At 59.1% G+C, this 21,881-nt stretch carries 18 protein-coding genes; 7 read left to right on the top strand and 11 right to left on the bottom strand.

The annotated features are described in order from the left end of the window. Positions 1-62 precede the first annotated feature (62 nt). From PCOSP_RS15770 to PCOSP_RS15745, 6 genes are all read left to right on the top strand, one after another. The gene (locus PCOSP_RS15770; RefSeq protein WP_139642883.1) at positions 63-1,145 is read left to right on the top strand and encodes a 4-oxalomesaconate tautomerase; all 1,083 of its coding nucleotides are present in this window, start codon (positions 63-65) and stop codon (positions 1,143-1,145) included. A gap of 40 nt (positions 1,146-1,185) precedes the next feature. Then, positions 1,186-2,511: a C4-dicarboxylate transporter DctA gene (gene dctA / locus PCOSP_RS15765; RefSeq protein WP_464708942.1), complete on the top strand. Its 1,326-nt coding sequence runs from the start codon at positions 1,186-1,188 to the stop codon at positions 2,509-2,511. Between the two features lie 139 nt (positions 2,512-2,650). Beyond that, positions 2,651-3,955: a CitMHS family transporter gene (locus PCOSP_RS15760; RefSeq protein ID WP_139642878.1), complete on the top strand. Its 1,305-nt coding sequence runs from the start codon at positions 2,651-2,653 to the stop codon at positions 3,953-3,955. Positions 3,956-4,046: 91 nt separating this feature from the next. Then, positions 4,047-5,300 carry an OprD family porin gene (locus PCOSP_RS15755; protein WP_464708940.1) on the top strand — a complete coding sequence of 418 codons (1,254 nt, stop codon included), beginning with the start codon at positions 4,047-4,049 and terminating at the stop codon, positions 5,298-5,300. Between the two features lie 101 nt (positions 5,301-5,401). Continuing rightward, positions 5,402-6,094 carry a type 1 glutamine amidotransferase domain-containing protein gene (locus PCOSP_RS15750; protein ID WP_464708938.1) on the top strand — a complete coding sequence of 231 codons (693 nt, stop codon included), beginning with the start codon at positions 5,402-5,404 and terminating at the stop codon, positions 6,092-6,094. A gap of 73 nt (positions 6,095-6,167) precedes the next feature. Then, positions 6,168-6,593 (top strand): DUF1810 domain-containing protein, encoded by a 426-nt coding sequence (locus PCOSP_RS15745; RefSeq protein ID WP_139642870.1) that lies wholly within the window; start codon positions 6,168-6,170, stop codon positions 6,591-6,593. A 4-nt stretch (positions 6,594-6,597) separates the two neighbouring features. Here the strand turns inward: PCOSP_RS15745 and PCOSP_RS15740 are convergent, their stop codons facing one another. From PCOSP_RS15740 to PCOSP_RS15710, 7 genes are read right to left on the bottom strand one after another with little or no spacing between them, the layout of a single operon-like run. Further along, on the bottom strand, positions 6,598-7,860 hold the full coding sequence (locus PCOSP_RS15740; protein ID WP_464708936.1) for a TIGR02270 family protein: 1,263 nt from the start codon (positions 7,858-7,860) through the stop codon (positions 6,598-6,600). A 37-nt stretch (positions 7,861-7,897) separates the two neighbouring features. Next, a complete protein-coding gene (locus PCOSP_RS15735) occupies positions 7,898-8,806 on the bottom strand; it encodes a hypothetical protein (protein ID WP_175385051.1) in 909 nt (302 codons plus the stop codon). A 10-nt stretch (positions 8,807-8,816) separates the two neighbouring features. Continuing rightward, the gene (locus PCOSP_RS15730; protein WP_175362671.1) at positions 8,817-9,899 is read right to left on the bottom strand and encodes a PAAR-like domain-containing protein; all 1,083 of its coding nucleotides are present in this window, start codon (positions 9,897-9,899) and stop codon (positions 8,817-8,819) included. Continuing rightward, positions 9,899-10,939 carry a hypothetical protein gene (locus PCOSP_RS15725; protein ID WP_464711951.1) on the bottom strand — a complete coding sequence of 347 codons (1,041 nt, stop codon included), beginning with the start codon at positions 10,937-10,939 and terminating at the stop codon, positions 9,899-9,901. The genes PCOSP_RS15730 and PCOSP_RS15725 overlap by 1 nt, the downstream gene beginning before the upstream one ends. After that, on the bottom strand, positions 10,936-12,048 hold the full coding sequence (locus PCOSP_RS15720) for a DUF2169 family type VI secretion system accessory protein (RefSeq protein WP_464708933.1): 1,113 nt from the start codon (positions 12,046-12,048) through the stop codon (positions 10,936-10,938). The genes PCOSP_RS15725 and PCOSP_RS15720 overlap by 4 nt, the downstream gene beginning before the upstream one ends. Before the next feature lie 14 nt (positions 12,049-12,062). Beyond that, positions 12,063-12,521: a DUF6484 domain-containing protein gene (locus PCOSP_RS15715; protein ID WP_464708932.1), complete on the bottom strand. Its 459-nt coding sequence runs from the start codon at positions 12,519-12,521 to the stop codon at positions 12,063-12,065. Positions 12,522-12,537: 16 nt separating this feature from the next. Continuing rightward, positions 12,538-14,739, bottom strand: a complete 2,202-nt coding sequence (locus PCOSP_RS15710) for a type VI secretion system Vgr family protein (RefSeq protein ID WP_175362668.1) — start codon at positions 14,737-14,739, stop codon at positions 12,538-12,540. 843 nt (positions 14,740-15,582) lie between these two features. On the opposite strand from PCOSP_RS15710, the gene PCOSP_RS15705 reads away from it, so the two are divergent. Next, a complete protein-coding gene (locus tag PCOSP_RS15705; RefSeq protein WP_464708931.1) occupies positions 15,583-18,063 on the top strand; it encodes an exo-alpha-sialidase in 2,481 nt (826 codons plus the stop codon). 182 nt (positions 18,064-18,245) lie between these two features. Here PCOSP_RS15705 and PCOSP_RS15700 read toward each other — a convergent pair whose 3' ends face one another. The 4 genes from PCOSP_RS15700 to PCOSP_RS15685 all read right to left on the bottom strand — a co-directional run bounded on the left by PCOSP_RS15700 (position 18,246) and on the right by PCOSP_RS15685 (position 21,841). Beyond that, positions 18,246-18,683 carry a c-type cytochrome gene (locus PCOSP_RS15700; RefSeq protein WP_464708929.1) on the bottom strand — a complete coding sequence of 146 codons (438 nt, stop codon included), beginning with the start codon at positions 18,681-18,683 and terminating at the stop codon, positions 18,246-18,248. A 170-nt stretch (positions 18,684-18,853) separates the two neighbouring features. Beyond that, positions 18,854-19,663, bottom strand: a complete 810-nt coding sequence (locus tag PCOSP_RS15695) for an isocitrate lyase/PEP mutase family protein (RefSeq protein ID WP_139642843.1) — start codon at positions 19,661-19,663, stop codon at positions 18,854-18,856. Between the two features lie 112 nt (positions 19,664-19,775). Continuing rightward, positions 19,776-20,261 (bottom strand): Lrp/AsnC family transcriptional regulator, encoded by a 486-nt coding sequence (locus tag PCOSP_RS15690; RefSeq protein ID WP_139642840.1) that lies wholly within the window; start codon positions 20,259-20,261, stop codon positions 19,776-19,778. Positions 20,262-20,560: 299 nt separating this feature from the next. Next, positions 20,561-21,841 carry an MFS transporter gene (locus PCOSP_RS15685; RefSeq protein ID WP_464708928.1) on the bottom strand — a complete coding sequence of 427 codons (1,281 nt, stop codon included), beginning with the start codon at positions 21,839-21,841 and terminating at the stop codon, positions 20,561-20,563. Positions 21,842-21,881: the final 40 nt, after the last annotated feature.

Raw genomic sequence — 21,881 nt, 5'->3', positions numbered from 1 at the left:
AGCCTGCCACTCTTGCCTCCAGAACATCAATTATCCAGATTGATCAACAAGAGTTAGTGTTCATGCAGCGAATTCCTTGTGTGCTCATGCGCGGCGGTACCTCCAAAGGCCCAGTGTTTCTCGCTTGGGACCTGCCGGCCGCCATCGTTGAACGTGACGAGCTGTTGCTCGACCTGATGGGATCCGGCCATGAGCTGGAGATCGACGGCATCGGCGGCGGCAGCCCACAAACCAGCAAGGTGGCGATCGTCAGCCCATCGTTGCACCCTGAGGCAGATGTCGATTACCTGTTCGTCCAGGTCATGGTGTCCCAGCGTCGGGTCGACACCGCACCCAACTGCGGCAATATGCTCTGCGCCGTCGGTCCGTTCGCCATCGAGCAGGGATTGGTCAAGGCGGGCGGCGACCATACCCGGGTGCGTATCCGCAACCTCAATACCGGTACCTTCGTCGTTTCCGAGGTGCAAACCCCGGGCGGCAAGGTCAGCTATGAGGGTGACACCGCCATCGACGGCGTACCGGGCACTGCCGCGCCGGTGCAATTGACCTTCCTGGATGCGGCGGGCAGCAAGACGGGCAAACTCTTTCCTACCGGGCAAGCGCAGGACGTCATCGACGGCATTGCGGTGACTTGCATCGATATGGCCATGCCCATGGTGATCGTCGAAGCGAGTCAGCTCGGCAAGCGCGGCGATGAAAGCCCCGCCGAACTGGATGCCGATAAAGTGTTCCTGCAACGCTTGGAGTCCCTGCGGTTGAAAGCCGGCCTGGCCATGGGCCTGGGCGACGTCAGCGACAAGGTGATTCCCAAGCCGGTGCTGGTGTCGCCGGCCAAATCTGGCGGGACGCTCCAGGTGCGCTATTTCATGCCGCACAACTGCCATCGCGCGCTGGCGATTACCGGGTCCATCGGCCTTGCCACCGCGTGTGTGACCGAAGGCAGCGTGGCCGCCGGATTGATCGGCGGTGTCAGCGAGCCACGTTTGCAGCGGGTCCGCATCGAGCACCCAAGCGGCGGTATCGACGTTGTTTTGTCCTACGCCGGGGAAAAGGGTGAGACCATCCGCGCCTCGGTGGTGCGTACCGCGCGCCGACTGTTTTCAGGTTTCGTCTACGCCAAGGGTTCCCAGCGACTGGCCGGGTAGCCAGGCTGTCGCTGTCGTTAGCATCAGAACAATTCTAAAAATGGGTGATGCCATGAAAGTTGTTAAATCGCTCTACTTCCAGATCATCTGCGCCGTGCTGCTGGGCGTGGTGGTCGGGCACTTCTGGTCGCAACAGGCGATTGCCTTGAAGCCGCTGGGCGATGCCTTCATCAAGCTGATCAAGATGATGATCGCGCCGGTGGTGTTCTGCACCATCGTCACCGGCATTGCCGGCATGAGCGACAAGCGCTCGCTGGGGCGCTTGTTGAGCAAGACGATGCTGCTGTTCCTGGGCTTGACCGTGGTCAGCCTGATCATCGGCCTCGTGGCGGTCTATGTGTTCAAGCCCGGAGCCGGGATGAACATCGACCCGACCCATTTGAGCACCCAGGGCCTGGCGCAGTACACCGACTCGGCGGCGAAGCTGGGGGTGGTCGACTTCTTCATGCACATCATTCCCGACACCTTCATCGGCGCCTTCAATAAAGGCGAGGTGCTGCCGGTCTTGTTTATCGCGGTGCTCTGCGGCTTTGCCCTGTCTTCGCTGGGTGAGCGGGGCAAACCGGTACTGGACGTACTGGAGTCGGCTTCGCACATGGTGTTCAAGATCTTCTCCTACCTGATGCGTTTCGCCCCGATTGGCGCATTTGGCGCCTTGGCGTTCACGGTCGGGCAGTACGGCATCACGTCGCTGGGGAGCCTGGCCAAGCTGATCATGACCTTGTACATAGCCTGTGGGTTCTTCGTTTTCGTGGTCCTGGGCGGTATCTGCCGTGCCCATGGCTTCAGCTTGTGGAAACTGTTGCGTTACCTGCGCGAAGAGTTCCTGGTGGTGCTGGGTACGTCTTCGACCGAACCGGTGATGCCGCGAATGCTGGAAAAACTCCAGGCCCTGGGTTGCAAGAAAGGGGTAGTGGGGCTGGTGCTGCCAACCGGTTACTCGTTCAACCTGGATGGCACCGCAATCTACCTGTCGCTGGCAGCGATCTTCATCGCACAGGCCTGCAACATCGAGCTGACGCTGACCCAGACCGTCACCATGCTGGCGATCATGCTGCTGTCGTCCAAGGGCGCGGCAGGGGTGACCGGCAGTGGGTTCGTGGCGTTGGCTTCGACCCTGACGGTTATCCATGACATTCCCCTGGCCGGCCTGGCCCTGTTGATCGGCGTCGACCGCTTCATGTCAGAGGCTCGGGCACTGACGAGTCTGGCAAGCAACGCGGTGGCGACCGTGGTGATTGCCCTCTCGGAGAATGCCTGCGACCGCCAGGTGCTGTTGCAGACCCTGGATGGCAAGCCTTCCCCGTCAGTGGTCCAGGCGACAGATGACGCCTGGGACGACGCCAAGGCCGCGAAACACCTCTAGCCGGTCACGGCAAACTCGATATCTCGGCGCTGCATCATTCCTGAATTCTGCCAGGCACACTGAACGTGTCGCCTGGCAGGTTGGAAGGCGCGCGCCTGGGTGTTGGTAAAGCTACGAATAACAACAAGAGAACTGACCTATGCTCGCTTTACTTGGCTTGGCCATGGTGGTGGTCTTCACCTTCCTGATAATGACCAAACGCCTGTCGCCGATCGTGGCCCTGACGATTGTGCCCATTGTCTTTGCGGTGATCGGCGGGTTCGGCGGCACCACCGGCAAAATGATGCTGGACGGCCTGAAAATGGTCGCGCCTTCGGCCGCCTTGCTGCTGTTCGCGATCCTGTTTTTTGGCCTGATGATCGACGCCGGCCTGTTCGATCCACTGATCCGCAAGATCCTCAAGCGGGTCAATGGCGACCCGATGAAAATCGCCGTCGGCACGGCCTTGCTGTCGCTGGTGGTGGCACTGGACGGCGATGGCACGACGACCTACATGATTACCTGCGCCGCCATGTTGCCGTTGTACAAGCGGATCGGCATGAACCCGATGATCCTGGCAACCGTGGCGATGCTCTCCCTGAGCATCATGAGCGGCATGACCCCCTGGGGCGGCCCGGCGACCCGTGCGATTGCCGCACTGGGCCTGGATGCCGGCGATTACTTCGTGCCCTTGCTGCCGACCATGATCGGCGGTGCGCTGTGGGTGGTGTTCACCGCATTCCTGCTGGGCCGTGCCGAGCGCAAGCGCATTGGCAACGTCCAGCTGCAAAGCGGCGGCGGGGATTGCTATATCAAGGCGATCATCGAGGACACCCCGCACAAGCGCCCGAAACTGGCCTACGTCAATCTGCTCCTGGTGATCGCGGTCATGGCGGCTCTGGTGATGGGGCTCATGCATTCGGCGATCCTGTTCCTGATCGGGTTCGTCCTGGCGCTGATGATCAACTATCCGCAACTGGACATTCAGAAGGAGCGCATTCTTGCCCATTCGGGCAACGCCATGACCGTGGTCCTGCTGGTCTTCGCTGCCGGCATCTTCGCCGGGATTTTCTCCGGGACGAAAATGGTCGACGCACTGGCACAGACTCTGGTCGATTGGATTCCGCCCTCGTGGGGACATCTGTTCCCGCTGGTGGTGGCGATCACCAGCATGCCGCTGACCTTCGTCCTGTCCAACGATGCCTACTACTTCGGCGTCGTGCCCATCCTGGCCAATGCCGCTGCTGCGTATGGGATCGATCCGGTGGAAATCGCCCGGGCGTCGATTCTCGGTCAACCGGTGCACCTGATGAGCCCGCTGGTGGCTTCGACTTTGTTGCTGGTGGGCATGGTCGATCGTGACCTTGGCGACTTCCAGAAAGCGACCGTCAAGTGGGCCGTGCTCACGTCCCTGGTGATTACCGCGCTGGCCTTGCTGACCGGTGCGCTGACCCTGTTTTCCTGAACCACCCGACACCTTCGTTTTGCGCCTGTCACGCCTCGTCGCCGAGGTGTGCGCTGGCTTGCACGCCAAATAACAACAACGAGAAACCGATATGCACACTTCTCTGATCCGTGGGGCTGTATTTCCTATGCTTGGCCTATTGCCGCTGGCTGCCGCCAACGCCGAGGGTTTCATCGACGACAGCAAGCTCAAGTTGCAACTGCGCAACGTCTACTTCAATGAAAACTTCCGCGACGAGCACGGGATGAGCGCACGAGCGGCGCGAACCGCGAAGAGCGAGCGCACCGAATGGGCCCAAGGCTTCCTCTTGGATTACCAATCCGGTTTTACCCCCGGCACCGTTGGCTTTGGCGTCGATGCCCTGGGTTTGCTCGGCGTCAAGCTCGACTCCGGACGTGGCCGCAGTGGCACCGGCCTGTTACCTGTGCATGACGATGGTCGTGCCGCCGATGAGTTTGCCAGCGCGGGCATGACCGCCAAGGCCAGGGTGGCCAAAACCACCCTCAAGTACGGCACCTTGTTGCCCAAGACTCCGGTGCTGATCTACAACGATGCACGGCTGTTGCCGCAGACCTACCAGGGCATGCAGATCAGCAGCACCGACATCGACAATCTCGCCCTGACCGGGGGGCATCTTGAGCGTTTCAAGCTGCGGGACTCCAGCGACAGCATGCCAATCGTGCCTGACGGCTACGGTGGCGATCAGTCAGGTGACTTCAACTACGCCGGTGCCGATTACAAGCTGGGGAAAAATACCCGCTTGAGCTACTTCTACGGCGAGCTTGAGAACTTCTACCGACAGAACTTTGCCGGCATCCAACACGACCTGCCGCTGGGCAGCGGGGTACTGACCAGCGACCTGCGCTACTTCAACAGTGTCGATTCAGGTTCGGCCTACGGCGGCAAGATCGACAACGACATGCTCAGCGGCCTGCTGTCCTACGCTGTTGTCGGCCATACGCTCAGTGCTGGCTACCAGGCGCTCAGCGGCGAGGCCGGCTTGCCGTACATCAGCGGTGCCACGGTCTATTCCTTCAGCAATGTCGGGATTGGCAAGTTCATCGAGGAAGACGAGAAGACCTGGATGCTCGGCTATGGCTACGATTTTGCCCGCCTCGGCGTGCCTGGCCTGACGTTTTCCACTCGCTACCTGAGCGGCAACGATGGCAAGTCCAACAGCACCGTTAAGGAATGGGAGCGTGATGCCGAAGTCGCCTATGTCGTGCAGCAAGGCACTTTCAAGGGGCTGGGGGTGAAGCTGCGCAACTACGTCTATCGTTCGGATTTCTCACGGGGCCGTGACAGCAACCGAATCTACTTCACCTACGATGTCGCGCTTTGGTAGGACGTTGATCCAACCGGCTTGAACGTCTGCCCCAATGTGGCCTCTGAGAGTAATGCAGGGCGAGCCCACTTCGCCCGTTTACCCTCGGAGGCTGGATGCACATGAACATTCTGATGGTTCTTACCTCTCACGATCAGTTGGGCGGCACCGGCAAGAAGACCGGTTTCTGGCTGGAAGAATTCGCCGCGCCTTACTACGTGTTCGTCGACGCCAAGGCTTCGGTCACGCTCGCGTCTCCAAAGGGCGGGCAACCACCGCTGGACCCCAAGAGCAACGAAGCAGACGCGCAAACCGATGCGACCCGTCGCTTTGGCACGGATACCCAGGCCCAGATGGCATTGGCCGACACGGTGCCGCTGGGTGAAATCGATCCCTATGATTTCGATGCGGTGTTTTATCCAGGAGGCCACGGCCCGCTCTGGGATCTGGCCGAGAGCACTGACTCCAAGGTCCTGATCGAAGCCTTCTACGAGGCGAATAAACCTGTTGCCGCCGTCTGCCACGCCCCCGGGGTGTTCAAAAACGTTAACGCACCGGACGGGCAGCCGATTGTGCAAGGTAAAAAGGTGACGGGATTCACCAACTCCGAAGAGGAGGCGGTAGGCTTGACGCAGGTGGTGCCATTCCTGGTGGAAGACATGCTCAAGGCCAAAGGCGGCGAGTATTCCAAGGCTGCGGACTGGGCCAGTTATGTGGTGGAGGACGGGCATTTGATCACCGGTCAGAATCCGGCGTCTTCCGAAGCCGCCGCCCATGCGCTGCTCAAGCGTCTGAAGCAGGAGCAGTCTGCCTGAGTCATGGGTCATTCGCTGGAACGGACACTGCCGGCTGCGAACGATGCGGCCGGCGGGTGGAGGGATACGCATCATGTATGACGTTTACAACCTGTCCCGTTTTGTCGAAGCCCAGGGCCCGGTGTTCAACCGCGTCATGGATGAGCTGCGCTCAGGTCGGAAAACCAGTCACTGGATGTGGTTCATATTTCCGCAACTGCGGGGGCTTGGTCGTTCCGATATGGCCGCTCGGTTCGCCATCTCTGGCGTGGCCGAAGCCCGCGCGTATCTGCAGCACGAAGTGCTCGGCCCCCGGCTGGAGGCGTGTGTGAGCACTGTCCTGCAACACCACGACCTGAGCGCCGGGCAGCTATTCGGCTCGCCCGACGATCTGAAGTTTCGCTCCTGCCTGACGCTGTTCATGGCGGCGCAACCCGAGTCCGCCCTGTACCCGCAGGCGCTCGATCAGTTCTATTCGGGTGAGCCCGATTCCAAAACGCTTTTGCTGCTGGGTGACTGACGGATCAACGCCCGAACGTCGCCGTCATGCCCAGCAACCGCTTTTGCCGCCAGGTCGGCGCGCTTGTGGGGAAAAGCACCTCGTTCGGCCGATAACGGGCCAGACCGCAGGCGGCGGCGATGCGCTGGCGTTGCTGGCCACGAACCAGTGCCTGTGCAAACGTGCGTTCACTGTGGGCCAATCCCAGCAGGTAGCGGGTGCCGACCTGCCACTGCCCGTTGTTGGCTTGCCACCAGGTTTCGATGGACCGAGGGTCGGGCCAGGGCAGGTTTTCATCGGGGTCCATGGCGACGTTCGGGTCCGCGGGGTTGTCGTTCGGGCCTGTGTCGAAGTCCGGCAGTTCTTGCAATTCCAAGTCGAGTAGCGCCAGGTCGGCGCCGGTGATCAGGCTGAAGGCTTCGCCGGCCACACGGGCGTAAGGCAACTCGCTCATCTGCTGGATCAGCCAGGGCACGCAGACCGGATCACCCAGCAATCCAAGGGCCTGGATGCCGACGCGTCGGTGCCGGGGATCCTGTACCAGTTGGCGTATCCAGGCGATGCTGGGCTCCCGTTCCTGCCAGGCCAGCAACACGCAGAGGGCGCGGTATTGAAATTCGCCCGGCTGCTCGGCGACTTGGCGCAGGGGCTCCAAGGCCTGCTGATCACCCATCTGGACGGTAGCCCAATTGGCCCAAAAACACGTGGCTGGATCCGGGTGTCGGCAGTGGGCACGGAGGTTGGGTAGCAAGTCGCGCCGGCGCAGTTCGCCGGCGGTGCGGGCGGCACGGGCCAGCACGCTTGGGGCCGTGTCGCACAGCCCTTTAAGCAGGGCGGGGCCCGGGTCGTGCCGATGCATGCCGCAGGCGGCCAGGCCGAGTCGGCGAAACATCGGCTCAGGGGCGGCGAGCATGCGCTCGATCCAGGGCGCTAGCCGTTCCCAGTCAATCCAGCCCAAGGCCATCAGATAACCACGTTCCGTTTCTGGGGCACGTCGCAGGTGTTCGCTCAACTGCGACAACACTTTCCCATTGGCTGTCTCGAAGGCCAGTACCACACAGGCGAACATCTCGCCGATGGCATGGGGGCCGAGCTGCGCCAGGAGCGTTTCCAGGCCGTCATGGGCTGCGATACGCAACCCGTCGAGGTGAGCATCGAGGCGGTTGTCGAGTGTGCCGAGGTGTTCGATGTCGTAGTGGGGGGCGTGCAGGGCATCGTCCCGCAGATTGGCGAGGAAGCTGGCTTCTTCGGCGTGTTGTTCGATTACCAGGGACAGCGAGTCGCTCATGGGATAGGCATCGCAATGATAACGGCGATGCGCAAACTCACGTGTTGTGTGGGCATATCACCCGCTCCCACTGATGGCCGTCGAACTTGAGGAGGTCGTCGATACCAAAGGAGTAAAGCAGCCCATCTGCCGTATCCAGTTTATGGGCGCCGGGAGGAGGGGTGAGGCCCGTGTCGACATCGAAGAAGGCTTGCCCGTCATAGCGAACGAGGCCATGCACGTGGGAAATGTAGAGTTGCCCGTCGTACAACGCCATGTCCCAGAAATTCAGGGTTCTCTCTGTGTCGAGAACATGCCACTGATGGCGATTGCCAACCAGCAACAGACCGTCATTACCGCAGACGTAAACCTCGTCTTCGCTTTTGCACAGCACGCGAGACAGAGGACGGTTGGTGGGGGAGTCCAGCGAGTTCCAGCGTGAACCGTCGTAGTGCAGGATGAGGCCTTTTTCTCCCACGGCATAAATGTTGTCGTGGGCCAGCCCATCCAGGCTTTCCAGGGTAGGCGAGCCGATCTTTGCCCCGGTTGGGCTCATGCTTGCCCAGGCTCCGTTCGAATGTCGATAGACCTGGGATGACTGGCCGCAGATGTACAACTCGTTGGCGATTTCCCGGATGCACAGCAGCTCGCCAAGGCGGCCTGTTTCAATGCGATCGTTTTCGAACTTGCCTCGGATATTGGCGAGGGTGAAGTCCGCCGAGCCAGACGTCACGTGGCGAAGGTTGCCATGGCGTCCTAGCATCCAGAGGCTATTGTCGCTGCGCCTGAAGCAGACGGACCCGATGACATCGTTGTCGACGTCGTTGTAGACCCAGTTGTCATCGAAGCAAAAGGCGACCCTGGACATTTGCTCGCCCGGCAGGGAGTTGTATTGTGCAGGCACAACGATTGTGCCGGCCTTCACAACCAGGCCGCAGGTAAAAAACAGGGAGTCTTCATTGTCCATGATGGTTTCTCTATATCAATGGGGCCGGGTTCTTCGGCTTTTTTTCAAGGGCAGGTGCGCGAACTTCTCCCCTGCGCATCCCTGATTTTGGACCCACCCCCAGGTCTTGGTGTCCCTTGTCGATCTGGGCCTTGAGGCAGTCCTTGTCGCAGCCCGTCTCATCGGCGACCGCTTGTGCCGAGAGATCACTGATTTCGGCGTAGGTGAAGTCATCGCGACCATTCAACATTGCGTCTCGCTTGACCACGTAGCCGCGGCCGATACGTCCATGCTGCATGAGCTTATCTGTCGGCCCTTCACGGGAATTGTGGTCGGCGCCCTCTACGCATATGCAGGGTGCCTTGTTGTGGTCATAGGTGGGCACGAAAGGATCGCCGCGGACTTTCAGCTTCCCGGTCTTCGGGTTTATGGGGCGAGGGGTCGACAGATCGGCCACCGGCACCGGGTGGTGCGGCGTCTTTCCTCCGCACTTGGAACAGCGGCTCTTTGGCGAGTTTGGTACCAGCATGCACTTGCGTGCTTCACAACACTCGGGGCTGGTATTGTCGGCCGGGCCAGGTATGGCTCCGCGTGACAACGACTTGGCCGGTGGAGGACAGGCGGCCTTTACCTTCTTCACGTTGCCTGACTTGACGCAGGGATTTTCGGGATCCGCCATGGCCACCGCATCCAGATAGGGCCATGTCAGTGTGTTGGCCGTCGAACCATGGTTATGGGTGGTCAGGTCCATGTTTCGCACGACGTTCTCGCCTTCGAACTTCACATTCATCGACCAGGCCGTGAAGTAGACCTTCCCTTTGATCTTATTGGTGATGATTCCCTTTTTCGGCGCATTGCCAGCCTCATCCCCATAACTGGTCTTGAAGTAGCTCTTATCCTTGAGCATGGCCTCCTTGCCACTGATCTTCACGGTTCGCGTGCCCCGGGTGGTGTCCTTGGCCATGCCGGTATTGGGGTAGGGGATGGGCACGCCAAGCGGAGTGGCCGCGGTTTGCGGCGGGGTGAAACACACATCCGGAAAGCAGGCCACGGACTTGCCATCCGCCGCCTTGCAAGACACTTCCATGTTGTTGGCGTAGACCTCGTTCGCCATCACGCAGCCCTCATGTTCTGGTAACTGAGCAGCGCCACGGCGCGTTCGCCGGCGTCGTTGCCGAGATGGCAGAAGATATTCGGGCCTTCGCCGTAGCCCTTGCGACTGGCGGCCAGGGCCACGGCAAGCATCACCGGGCCGATGGCGGCGCCGACTTCACCGATGCAGTCGGCAGGATGCCAGAGGTGGAAGAACTCCTTGCGTACCCGCAGGCTGCGGCCCAAGGCCAGGGCCGCTTCCTTGAAGTAGTACTGCTCGCCGGACAGGTCGGTGAGCCGATAATCCATCTGCTCCAGTCCACAACCGGCCTCGCTCAGGGCCGCGCGTACGGCTTGAGTCAGGCCTTCGGCGCGCAACGGAATGTCTTCGGCTTCCACCGTGGCCTTTTCCATGCCGAAGCCCAAGCCTACGCACGTCAGTTGCGCATCTGCACTGGCGACGGGAGAGGCCAGCACCACGGCGCTGGCGCCTTCGCCAGGGATGAAACCGTTGGAATTCTGGCTGGTGAGCAAGCGTTGGCGCGCTTCGAAGGCGTCCAACGTCGGGGCGCTGAGGAAGGAGTCGACGCCGGCGACCAGCACATGGCGGTGGCCGCCCTGGTAGATCAGCGTGCGCGCATTGAGGAGCGCCACCGCGGCACTGACCCGACCACGGACGATGACGTTGGAGCTGGGATGAAAGCGCAGGCCCAGCTCGGCTTCGATGGCGTGCAACAGCCCCTTGTCGAGACCTTCGAGGCGGCCGGGGCGCTCGGCTTCCGCCAGCCCCAGCAGCAGCGGGGTGTTTTGTGGGTCGACGCCCGGGGTGTTCTGCAAGGCCTCGGCGATGGCGCGGGCCGCCATCTTGATCAGCTTGATGCGACCGCGCCAGGGCTGCTCCAAGGTCACGCTGGCAGCGATCAGCCATTCACCGCCGCGGTCGATAAAGCGGGTCTCCTGGAAATTATCGATGGCGCAGCGGATCGCCGCGCAGCTCGCCGGCGCGCTGAGGCCGACTGCGCTAACCATGCCGGAGCCGACGATGCAAAGCGCGCTCATCAGTCCGTCTCCTCGGGCGCCTGCCTGGCTTTTACCAGGGAAGAGAGCGACGGGTAGTAGTTCTTGCCCAATTCACGGGCTCGCCACCAACCCGCGGACATGCTCCCGACCAGCACCTGAGCGATCTCGAACAGGTTGCGCCGCAGTGGCCGGGAAACACGCCAGGTCAGCTGTACCTGACCCGCGTCTGTGTCGATCAGCAAGGTATCGATCACCGCTTGCACCGTGTCATGACCGCCTTTTTTCAGGCAGAAGGTCACCGGTACTTCCATTTCAGGGATACGAAAGCCGGCGCGCTCCTGGGGGGTGAGGTTCAACAGCAGCACATCCTCGCCGCCGCGCAGGTAATCGGTATGTTGATCGGCAGGGGCGGCCTGGAAGTAGCGATTGTCGAAATCACCCGGCAAAAACGGAAAGCAGTCCGCCAACCAGGCATCGTCGTAAGTACCGGCGAAACGGGCGCGTTGCGGCCAGCTACGGCCGATGGGGCCGAGGGCCATGGGGCGGAAGTGACCGCAAGGGCTGTCGACTGGCTTGCCCGGTTCCTCGGTGTTCGGCATGGGTCTGCCGATGATGACCGTGCTGTCCATGCCGCCAGGAAACCAGCCGCGACCGCTCGGGTTGTCCGGGTAGCACTGCTGCATTTCGGGGGCGTTCACCCTGGAGTGAGTGCCGCCGAAAGCCTGGGCATACGTGATGTCCTGTTCGGTGAATGGCTGCGGTGAGCCGGGAGAGACGCCGAGCATTCCCTGTTGCCATTGCCGTGGGCCGAAGACGGAAAAGGCCTTGCTGACGCGGCCGACGCGAATGCCTGCGGTCAACTGTGTCACGGGGCGGCCGCCGGGCGCATGGGCCTTGCCGCACACCAGCACATCGCAACATGGCTTGAACGGCGCAAAGTCCATCTCCCGCAGCGGCGCGCTGAGGCCCGGCTCGCCGAAAAAAATGTCGGCCATCAGTAGCGGTTGCTGGACGTCGGCGAGGGTCGCGACGCGGCCGTCCAGCGGCAGATTGAATGTACCTTTGACCACCACGACCAGGGATTCACGGCCATCACTGGCCATGCCCAGGGTATAGGCAGCAAGCAGTTTGCTGGCGTTGAGCAGCTCCATGGTCCGGCTACCTTCTAGTTGATCTGCACCGAACCGCCCTTGATGCGGTTGACCCCGCTGGAGCGGCTGGAGAGGTAGGCGCCGCGGATGATCACTTTGCCCGCGCGGGTCAGAGTGATGCTGGCCTTGCCGCAGCGCAGGACGATTTCCCGCTCGGCGGTGAACTCCAGCCGTTCACCGTCCAGGTGGGCAAGCGCTGGCGCTGCAGGTTCCTCCAGGCGCTGGATGCGGCCGATCACCAGCGGCCGTGCCGGGTCGCCCGCCTCGAACATCAATGCGACCTGAACGCCGATGTCTTCACGGGTCAGCGGGGTGGTGGTGCGTGCGACGAGGCCTGTTTCACCGGGACAGCCGGGAAACGCCACCACCGGGGCGTCCACCTTGGGCACGTCCAGCAATACGCCAATCACCACGCCGTCCACGCGCATCGGCGCGCAGGTGGTGGCTGAGGGTAGGTGGTATTCAATGGTCATAGCGGCCACTCCATGGCTAGTTCTGCAGGATCTTCTGGCCTTTGACGACGACGTTCCTGTTGGCCTTGATGTTGATGGCGCCGGAGCCGTCGAGGGTGATGTTCTTGCCGCTGATCATGATGGTGCCGTCCTTCTTCATGGTGATGCTGGCGGCTCCCGTGGTCAGCGTGATCGAATCGCCGGCGGTGAGGGAGAAATGCTTGCCCACATCCAGGCTGTCGTTCTGCTTGATACCGGTGCTGCGGTTCTGGGTGACGTCGCGGGATTCGTTCTGGCCGATCTGGGTGTTGTGATTACCGTTGATATCGGTGCTCTGGTTGCCACTGATCTCGATGCCTTCGTTGCCTTTGACCGATTCATTGCGGTTGCCGGAAATACCGATCGTCTCGTTACCGCCCACGTCCTCGCTGCGGTTGCCGACGACAGTGATGGTTTCGTTGGCGCCGACCTTCTCCGTGCGGTCCGCTCCGATGGTGATGGTCTCGTTACTGCCGACTTTCTCGGTACGATTGACGCCGATGGTGATTTTTTCGTTGTTGCCCACATCCTCGGTACGGTCCACGCCGATGGTGATGGTCTCGTTGTTGTCCACCGTCTCCTTGCGGTCGTGTTTGACGTGCACGGTTTCGTCGTTGTCGATGGTTTTGCTGCGGTCATGACCGACCCAGTGGGTTTCGTCGTTCTCGACCTCGATGTCCTGGTTCTTCTCGGCGTGGATGAACAGCTGCTCCGCGCCTTTCTTGTCCTCCATGCGGATTTCATTGAAGTTCGCCGGTGAACCGCCCTTGCTGGAGCGGCTTTTCACCCCGCTTTGTGTGGCATTGGCGGGCAGTCCATAGGGCACGGTCTGTTCGGCGTTGTAGACGCGGCCAGTGATGATCGGTCGGTCCGGGTCGCCTTCCAGGAAACCGACGATCACCTCCTGGCCGATCCTTGGAATCTGCACCGAACCCCAATTCTTGCCGGCCCAGGCTTGGGACACCCGAATCCAGCAGGAGCTGTTCTCGTTGGATTGGTCATGACGGTCCCAGTGGAAATGCACTTTGACCCGGCCATATTGGTCGGTCCAGATTTCCTCGCCACTGGGACCCACCACCACCGCCGTCTGCGGCCCGCGAACAATGGGCATGGGTGTCAGCGGGAGAGGGCGGAAGGCCTGGTGGGCGTCCATGCAGTCCAGTTCGCTGACGAACTGTTCGGTGAGGTCCGACTGCCCGCTTTCATAGGGATCCTGGCGAATCTGGTAGCGTGCGACCACCACCAGGTATTCGCGATTCTGGTCCGCCCGGTCGTAACCCGTCAGTGTGAACAAATGACCGGAGCCCAGCCCACGAACGAGACCGCGCAACTGCACCCGCTCGAACTGACTGTGGATGGCTTCGATACGGGTACGCGCGTAATGCTCGCCATCGTTGCTCTGCAGGTATTCCCCGGGATAGTCATAGAGCGGGTAGTCGCCGTTGCTGTGGCCACGCATGACGCTGGAACGTACTTCAAGGCTGGCGCGCGGGCGCTGGAAGTCATAGTCGTTCAGCGCCAGGGAACCGGGTTGGACTTCCCGTGCCAGTTGCCAATCGTAGAAATGATCCCGTTCGCGCATCTGTCGATCGGGCGGATAGAAGGGAACCGAGGCGTAGTCCGGCACCGTGGTATGGGCACCATAGGCATCGGCCAGCACCAGTACATGGCGGGCCTTTTCATGCCGGAAGTAATAATAGATGCCTTCCTGTTCCATCAACCGGCTGACAAAATCGAAGCTGGTTTCGCGGTACTGCACGCAGTATTCCCACTCGCGATAACTGCCGCTGAGGCTGTCTTCGAAGTCGGAGAAACCGAGGTCGCGGAACACCTGCTTGATGATGTCCGGCACTGTCTTGTTCTGGAAAATCCGGCAATCCGACGTGCGCGTGAGCAACCAGAACCAGGGCCGCAGCGTGACACGGTAACCGGCGAACTGGCCGTGGCCGGTCAACTGACGGCAACTGCAGACCATCCCGTGGAAGTAGCGTTTAGCGCCTTCGTACAGCTCCAGGGTCAAGCCCATGGGCTTGCCCAGCAACTGATCGAAGGTGATCGCCCGGTCTTCGGAGGTCAGATCCAGTTCATAGTGAAAACACCGGCCTAATTCTTCACTGCCTTCCATGCTTTGCAGCAGCAGGACGTTACCACCAAGGGGGCTGTCGACCTGCACCAGGCGGGTGTTTTGCGTGATTGGCATCAACGGCGTCCTCTGGCTCGGGTTCGGACGTCAGCGGGCAGTCTTGACTGCATATCTATCTATCACAGGATGATCTCCCTATCGGTCTATTCGGCGCTCAGCCCATCTGTCTTCTACGGACCGGGGTTGTCGAGCGCTTTAGGTTCTGTACGAAAAGCCTTGATACTCGTTCATGCTGCGTTGAAAACAGCCTCGGAATGCTCATGTACTCCAGTACAGTCGGACGCGACCCCGGCCGTTCCACGGCTGTTTTCGCCTTGACTTACCTTCGTCTCAAGACTTTTCGTACAGAACCTAGCCTCGTCCAGCAAGCGTAGACGGGAATGAAGGGGTTGTTACTCGCTTTATGGTCGAAGAGACGGGATACGAACTCTGCGACCACCAGGACGATTATTCACTGGTCAGCTATCGCAACGCGGTGCTGAACAGATGCGCCGAACTCGCAGATAGATTCGGTTGCAAGCCTCAGCCGTTCTGGAAGCCTTTCTCGAAGACTCCCCCCCTGAAGGCGCATTAGCAAAAAGAGAGGGGAGTGTAGCGATAATAAATTTCTCTCACCTTGCGAATAATCTTTCCTACAATCACCGGAGGACGAACGTTTTTCCAAGCCAGGAGGCATCGCACTATGTACTTACATCCCTTCGCATATCGCTCCCGGGTGCCGACGACGTCGAAGCTCAGAGCGTGCGCTTCTGTCGCAACGCCGTAAGTTTTCCACGGTAGCAATACAAAGCCTGTTGACCTGGCAATTCGCTGTCTGCCTATCGCCTTTTGGGTATGGGAAAAGCAAATCGGGTCTGGGTTTTACGTGCCTGTAGCAAAACACTCAAAGGAATGACAGAGATGAAAGTTACAACAATGCTTCGCCACGTAATGCTGTGCTTGTGCAGTTGGGTGATGGTCTCGACGGCGTATGGGGAGAGTGTGATTGTCGCCACGCCTAGACAAGGACAAGCAGTTGGGATCGAAGTCGATGTTTTCGACAGTCCGGACGCGACAAGCGGCAAGCCTTCTTCGACGAGCACGGTGAAATTCGGGCATTCGGCATATTTCGTACCGGCCGTGCAGTCGTTCAAAGGTAATATCTATATGTTCTGGGCAGAAAACAACGACATAAGAAATATCAACTTCGCTACTTCGGCAGAGGGAAAAAACTGGTCCAAGGCCCAGACCATTCCGGTGGACAGCGTCTACGGCAATGTCTCGGTAAGTGTATTCAAGCAGAAACTGGTATTGACCTTTGCCGATCCCCAGAGCCGCTTGAAGACCATCAGTTCCGGAGATGGCATACACTGGTCTTCCCCTCGTCCGATCAGTACTGTTCATACGGCCATTAACAACAAGCCTGTCGTGTACAACGGAAAACTGTTCGTTTTTTTCAGTGAGAACTCAGGCAAAGCTATCTATTACGTCACCTCGGATGACGGTGTTAACTGGAGCAAGGAGAGTCAGGCGTTCGCGGAAAACACCGATATTTTGACGATGGTTCCGGTCGTTTACAACGGCAAGTTATGGACCTATTACGGGTTTGAGAGCGGCGCCATGTATGTACGCCCTTATAATCGCGCCGGTAATTGGGAAGCCCGGCAAACGGTGAATGGGATCATCGGCAAGGGGGCCAAGGGTTTCCTGAACAGTGCAGCGATGATCGATGAACGCTTATTCATCACCAGCAATGCCAATACCTTTTACTCAACCGATGGAGTGAACTGGTCGCCGTATTTCTCCGCCCCGTTTCCTTCGTTCGAGGCATACCCCTCAGGAGTGGGCGTTTCCTACGCCATCACCGCAAACGACCTGACCACCAACAACCCGCAACTGCCAACGGATCTGGCGACAGGCCTGAGCCACACCGACTATGCAACCTTTGCCTGGCGCAGCTTCATTGCCCTGAATAATACAGCCAACACGCCGCTGCCGGCCAACCGCGGCGTCGGTAATCCCGCTGCCAGCTTCGCTGATTCGGGCAAGCTGCCGCAACCGCCCAGCCCCTTGTTATGGCAGACGTTCGCCCATCGATCCGAGTTGTTTCCGGCAATGGAGCCGAACAAGGCAGGCGGACCTACGCGTCCGTTCGCTTCCCTTCCACAATACAGCTACATCAATTTCCCCAAGGGTATCCCTTTAGCGGCGGGTGCCAGCTTTGCCCATTACAACAACCTCGACGAGGCGACCCAGATCGGCCAGAACGCGATATTTTTCCCGGTCAACCCTCCCAACCCGGCCAAGAACGGGGACAACTTTGCTCCTTCGAACGACAGTCAGCTTCTGTTCGAAGCCAAGGCCAACCCGGTGATCTACGAATATGCGCGAACCTTGCCCGCCTTTCCACCCAATGTCGTGCTGCCCGATGGCGCGCTGGAGGTGAAGGCGACATGGCGCAAACTGGCGGACATTCCGCGCGCTCAACAAGGGCGTTACCACACAGCAACTGTGGTGACGTATCACGGCGACGATCAGCATCCAGTGGCTTATAACGAAACCTATGCATTGATCGCCTTGCACATCATCCACAAGACGCCCAACTATCCGACGTTCATCTTCGCCACGTTCGAGCATCAGGATGCTCTGACCTTGCCGGATAGCAACTCACTGACCGGGCTTTACTACGTCGCCAATTACAAAAGTATCGCCTATCCCGACTCAAACAATCAGCCGCCGGTGGCAACATTCTCCGACGGCAACGGGATTCATCAGGTGACCCTGCCCGCCAGCAACTTCGTATCGCCGCCCATCTATTCCGGCAGCAAGGGGATTCCAGACGGGCAGGCCGGCCCCATCAGTGTGGTGCAGCCGCAAACCGTTTTCTCCGAAGTCAAGGCAGTAAACGACCAGGTCAAACAGTTGATGAACGGCAGTGGTGAATTCAGCAATTCAGTCTGGAAGTATTACCAACTCAAAGGCGTGCAAGCCATTCCGTCGAGTGAGGAAACCGACCCGGATTATTATTTGGCCAACATCATGGTCGAAAGCAGCCAACCGGGGATTCAACTGTTTCGCGGTAGCAACGTCTTCCCGATTCCGCCAGATCACGTCCTTACCCATACGCGCAACTTCAGTAACATCAGGGTGCCGGATTTCGACAACGCCACTCATAGCCAAACCATGGGCGGCTGCATGGGGTGTCACGGCATCGCCCAGAGTCAGTTGAAACAGGGTTTCAGTTTCCTGTTCGATGCAATCAACCCTAAATTAATTGGCAAGAACAATAACAAAACCGGTTTTGTCGGCCCGGAGACTATTGGATTACCGGATACCAAGACCATGCTTGAACGGGCTCGGAAATACCCGACGAGCCTGCAGGCTGAAACGCAAGCGCCATAGCTACCACGGCTCCGATCGTCCTCACACTCTGCGTGGGGACGTCGGACTATCGCATTCGTCGCGTAGCCTGCGCGGTCCGATCTGCAGCATCTGAGGATTTTCGACAGGCCCTGAAGGTTCCGACTCAAGCACGCCTCGACATCGCTTGGATCAAGCAAGCAGCGTCGCAGGCGTTCTGTGGCTTATCGATTTTTTGAAATCACACCGCTCATGTATTCATTCAAATCCCGCAGGTCCTGAACGCTCCAAGCGTGGGGCGGTAGCTTCACACCATTCTCTCGCAGGGTTTTTGGAATCAGGTTTCCATTGGGACGAAGGATGACCGATGAAACGATAACGCCGGGATAATCATGGAGTCGTTTTTTGAAAGCGGTGGTGGTCAGGTCAGGGGTCGGAGGGGTGCTTTTGTCAGCCAATGGTCCTGTGCCTTTGATATCTGATCCGTGGCACATGGCGCATCTCTGCAGGTAGAGACTTTTTCCGTTGGTGTTGTCCGCCAGGGATAGGGGTGTTTGAGTAAGTGATAAGCACCCTAGTAAAAGCGATAAGCCCAGGTGATTACCTATTTTACGGGTTAGGGTCGATGGGCTGTTATTTGCCGACACCACGATCCGTTGCATGGAGGGACGTCCTGTCAAAGAAGGAGGAGGGGTTTGCTGGTTTTCCTGGAACTGCAAAAAAGAGCCACTTAAATGAGTGGCTCTTTTTTGCCCTGGGATTTCCCAGTGTCAGGGGGAGTGGTGGACGTACAAATCGAACGTTGGCGTGTGGCCTCGTCCGCAGGACAGCGTTACTCGCTCTTCGCCGCCATCAGCGCATTCAATTCGCCGTATGTATGGGCTTTCAAGGCTTGAGTGTCGAGTTGGCCGTTATCCAGGAAGCTACGGACCAGTGCTCCCATGGCACCGTGCAGAAACTCGGCGATGCTGGAACCCGCGCTGAGCCGCCTGACACCCAGGCGCTTCAATTCGTCCGGGGAGGGCAGTCCGTCCCGGGACAGCAGGTTGACGGGCAGTTTGGTCTCGCGGCAGACGGTGGCAATTTCGTTCGAATCGACCACGCCAGCGGCAAACAGGCCATCCGCCCCGGCGCTGGTATAGCGTGCGCTGCGCTTCAGGAGTTCCTCCAGGCGCTGTTCGGCGGGGAACAGATTTTTCAGGTAGACGTCGGTCCGTACGTTGATGAACAGCTTGACGCCCGCCTGGTCCGCCACTCTTCTCGCGACGTCGATCTTGCGGACAAGCAGCTCTGGAGAGCCCAGGCCGTCTTCGATGTTGATCCCGACCGCCCCTGCGGCGACGACGGCCTCAATCACCTGGCCGACCCGCTCCGGGTCATCCGAGTAGCCGCCTTCGATATCCACCGTGAGCGGTACGCTGAGCACCCGCACCATCGACTTGACGGTGGCATCCAGCAGGTCGAGAGGCAGCTTGTTGCCATCCTGATAACCATGCGACCAGGCCATGGCGGCGCTGCTGGTCGCGACTGCCTTGCCCCCCAAACGTTCGACAATGCGCGCACCACCTGCATCGGCCACATTGGCCAAGACCAACAGACCATTCTGGTGCAGACTGTGAAAAGCGTTATCCAATGTAGGCATGACAATTCAACTCCTTGAAAGTTATGTTTTTAATGCAAGGACGGCGTGTTGATAGAGCTTGATCGGGTAGTGAGTTACTGGCCGCAAGGCCATTTTGGAGGGGGAATGCTTTTTAAGTGTAGGCGGACAACGGGATTATTTTTGAGTCATACACTTCGCGAAGTGTGATCGATGTTTTGATTTGCGTGATGCAAGGAATTTTGCGCAACGTTTTTTCAATGAATGTTGTATATAAGGCAATGCTCTTGCAGACGATCTTCACCAAAAAATCATAATCCCCCGTTACGTTGTAAAGAGCGACGACTTCAGGGCACAAGGTGATTTTTTCCTCAAGCTTCCTGGTCACTTCTTCGGTATGGGAGTCGACAGAAAGATGAACGAATGCGGTGACTTCGAACCCCAGGGCTTCCTTGTTCAGTATGGCTTGATAGCCCTGGATGAAGCCCTCTTTTTCCAGACGCTGAAGGCGGCGCCAGCAGGGCGTCTCGCTCATGGAAAGAACTTCCGCAAGTTTCGATGTGGTGGTCAGGCAATTAGTTTGCATTATGCTCAGGATTTTTAAATCTATTGCATCGAGCGCCGTAGAGTTCTTTTTCAAAATAGAATCCTTTCTAAAATGGGCCGGCAAAGAGCGTCCTGGCTGATTACGATGCCATTGATTTTTAGATGATGCAAATTTTTTGAAAGGGCGGCCAGGCAGTGGCCAAAGTGCGCTTGAATGTCACTAGGAGGTTACAAAATGTCGTGCCAACAACATTGCAGACATGGCGCGTAGAGGGGATTTATGAGAGACCGTGCGACGCGAGTTGCTATCCGTGGTGGCAATGCCGGGGACACATTGTGCCCCCTGTGCTCGGTTTTCAACGGATAGGCGCACCTATCAGAACATTCGCACTGTCAAGCCTGCGCGCCGCCCACGCTCACCTCTGTGGTCATTGCAGTCACGGCTCGACGGCTCGCGGATCGGGCGAGAAGCGGGGTGGCGATGCCTGCCAAGGCAAAGATGATCCCCAGGCCGATCCACCCGGCGGAGCCGCCCTCTACGACGGCAATGGGCAATATCCCAGGAAAAATCACGGTCATCAGATTGGCTCCGAGCGCATAGACGCTCAGGTAGTAGGCACGATGTTCGGCTGGGGCCAAATAATACGAAATGCCCCAGGCGCCCGCACATTGCCATAACTCGCCAAACGTCATTACCACACAGGCAAATAGCAGGATGCCAGCGACCAGGTAGGAGGGTTGCTCCGCCGTGGTGAACGCTACCATCGCGCATGAAAGTGCCAATGTGATCCCAGCATACAAGTGCTTGCGTGCCGCATGGACCACCTCGTTGCCGTGCTTGCTGAACGCCAGTTGCAGGGTGATGGCCATGATGCCGTTGATCACCAGAATGATACCGATCAGTGACTTCGGTGCCTGTGTCTTGGTCAGCAACCATAAAGGAATGGCGATGGTCATGACCGCCTGATGTAACGACAGAATGCCGTTGCACAGCGAGAGCGATAAGAAATTCAGGTTCTTCAACGGGTGTGCAGGCGCCGCTACACGTTGGGTATCCACCGGCTCCTTTGTGGTGTGAGGCAGCTTGGCGGTCACCAGCAAGAGGGCGGAAAACAGGAACGCCAGCGCGTTGGCGACGAGCAGGCCAATCACTGCCCCCGGACCGCTGGTGAAGCTGACCACAATGGAAAAGACACCGGCGGCCAGCATGTAGGCGACATTCCTGACGATCGCCACCTTGGACATTGTCTTCACATAGGCATCCGCTTTGACCGCGGACCCTACCAGGGTCTGGATGATGGGCCAGACGGCTTGCTCGACGCAGCCGATAAAGCAGGCAATCAGTAGAAACGTGTAGAACTCGTCGACGAAGGGATAGATTAAAAAACCGACCATTCGCCAGACCTGCAGAAACGCCAGGACCCGAGCGGCGCCAAGGCGATCCGCCAGGCGCCCGATGGGCACCGCGCAGACCAGGCCGCATAGACCGGCCAAGGCCAGGCCGATACCGACTTCAACGTTGCTCAGGCCAACGACCTGGGTATAGAAGAATGTGGCTCCGGCGAGAAAAAGCCCACGGCCGGCGGCATCGACGAACGCAATGAGCAGTAGCAGAAGAGAGGCGCGGTTGTCTGAAATGGCTGCCTTTTCAGCGAAACTTTTGCGCACGGACATCAGGCTATTCCTTTAGATAAAGACATGGCCCCTGGAATCC

The sequence above is a fragment of the Pseudomonas sp. MAFF 730105 genome (assembly GCF_055380705.1).
The sequence above is the reverse complement of the archived record's forward strand: the minus strand, read 5'-3'. Positions and strand labels throughout refer to the sequence as shown.

What these genes read in the sequence shown, in the direction of transcription:
- PCOSP_RS15770 (WP_139642883.1), top strand. Translation starts at nt 63, where the DNA reads ATGCAGCGAATTCCTTGTGTGCTCATGCGCGGCGGTACCTCCAAAGGC.
- dctA (WP_464708942.1), top strand. Translation starts at nt 1,186, where the DNA reads ATGGGTGATGCCATGAAAGTTGTTAAATCGCTCTACTTCCAGATCATC.
- PCOSP_RS15760 (WP_139642878.1), top strand. Translation starts at nt 2,651, where the DNA reads ATGCTCGCTTTACTTGGCTTGGCCATGGTGGTGGTCTTCACCTTCCTG.
- PCOSP_RS15755 (WP_464708940.1), top strand. Translation starts at nt 4,047, where the DNA reads ATGCACACTTCTCTGATCCGTGGGGCTGTATTTCCTATGCTTGGCCTA.
- PCOSP_RS15750 (WP_464708938.1), top strand. Translation starts at nt 5,402, where the DNA reads ATGAACATTCTGATGGTTCTTACCTCTCACGATCAGTTGGGCGGCACC.
- PCOSP_RS15745 (WP_139642870.1), top strand. Translation starts at nt 6,168, where the DNA reads ATGTATGACGTTTACAACCTGTCCCGTTTTGTCGAAGCCCAGGGCCCG.
- PCOSP_RS15740 (WP_464708936.1), bottom strand. Translation starts at nt 7,860, where the DNA reads ATGAGCGACTCGCTGTCCCTGGTAATCGAACAACACGCCGAAGAAGCC.
- PCOSP_RS15735 (WP_175385051.1), bottom strand. Translation starts at nt 8,806, where the DNA reads ATGGACAATGAAGACTCCCTGTTTTTTACCTGCGGCCTGGTTGTGAAG.
- PCOSP_RS15730 (WP_175362671.1), bottom strand. Translation starts at nt 9,899, where the DNA reads ATGGCGAACGAGGTCTACGCCAACAACATGGAAGTGTCTTGCAAGGCG.
- PCOSP_RS15720 (WP_464708933.1), bottom strand. Translation starts at nt 12,048, where the DNA reads ATGGAGCTGCTCAACGCCAGCAAACTGCTTGCTGCCTATACCCTGGGC.
- PCOSP_RS15715 (WP_464708932.1), bottom strand. Translation starts at nt 12,521, where the DNA reads ATGACCATTGAATACCACCTACCCTCAGCCACCACCTGCGCGCCGATG.
- PCOSP_RS15710 (WP_175362668.1), bottom strand. Translation starts at nt 14,739, where the DNA reads ATGCCAATCACGCAAAACACCCGCCTGGTGCAGGTCGACAGCCCCCTT.
- PCOSP_RS15705 (WP_464708931.1), top strand. Translation starts at nt 15,583, where the DNA reads ATGAAAGTTACAACAATGCTTCGCCACGTAATGCTGTGCTTGTGCAGT.
- PCOSP_RS15700 (WP_464708929.1), bottom strand. Translation starts at nt 18,683, where the DNA reads ATGCAACGGATCGTGGTGTCGGCAAATAACAGCCCATCGACCCTAACC.
- PCOSP_RS15695 (WP_139642843.1), bottom strand. Translation starts at nt 19,663, where the DNA reads ATGCCTACATTGGATAACGCTTTTCACAGTCTGCACCAGAATGGTCTG.
- PCOSP_RS15685 (WP_464708928.1), bottom strand. Translation starts at nt 21,841, where the DNA reads ATGTCCGTGCGCAAAAGTTTCGCTGAAAAGGCAGCCATTTCAGACAAC.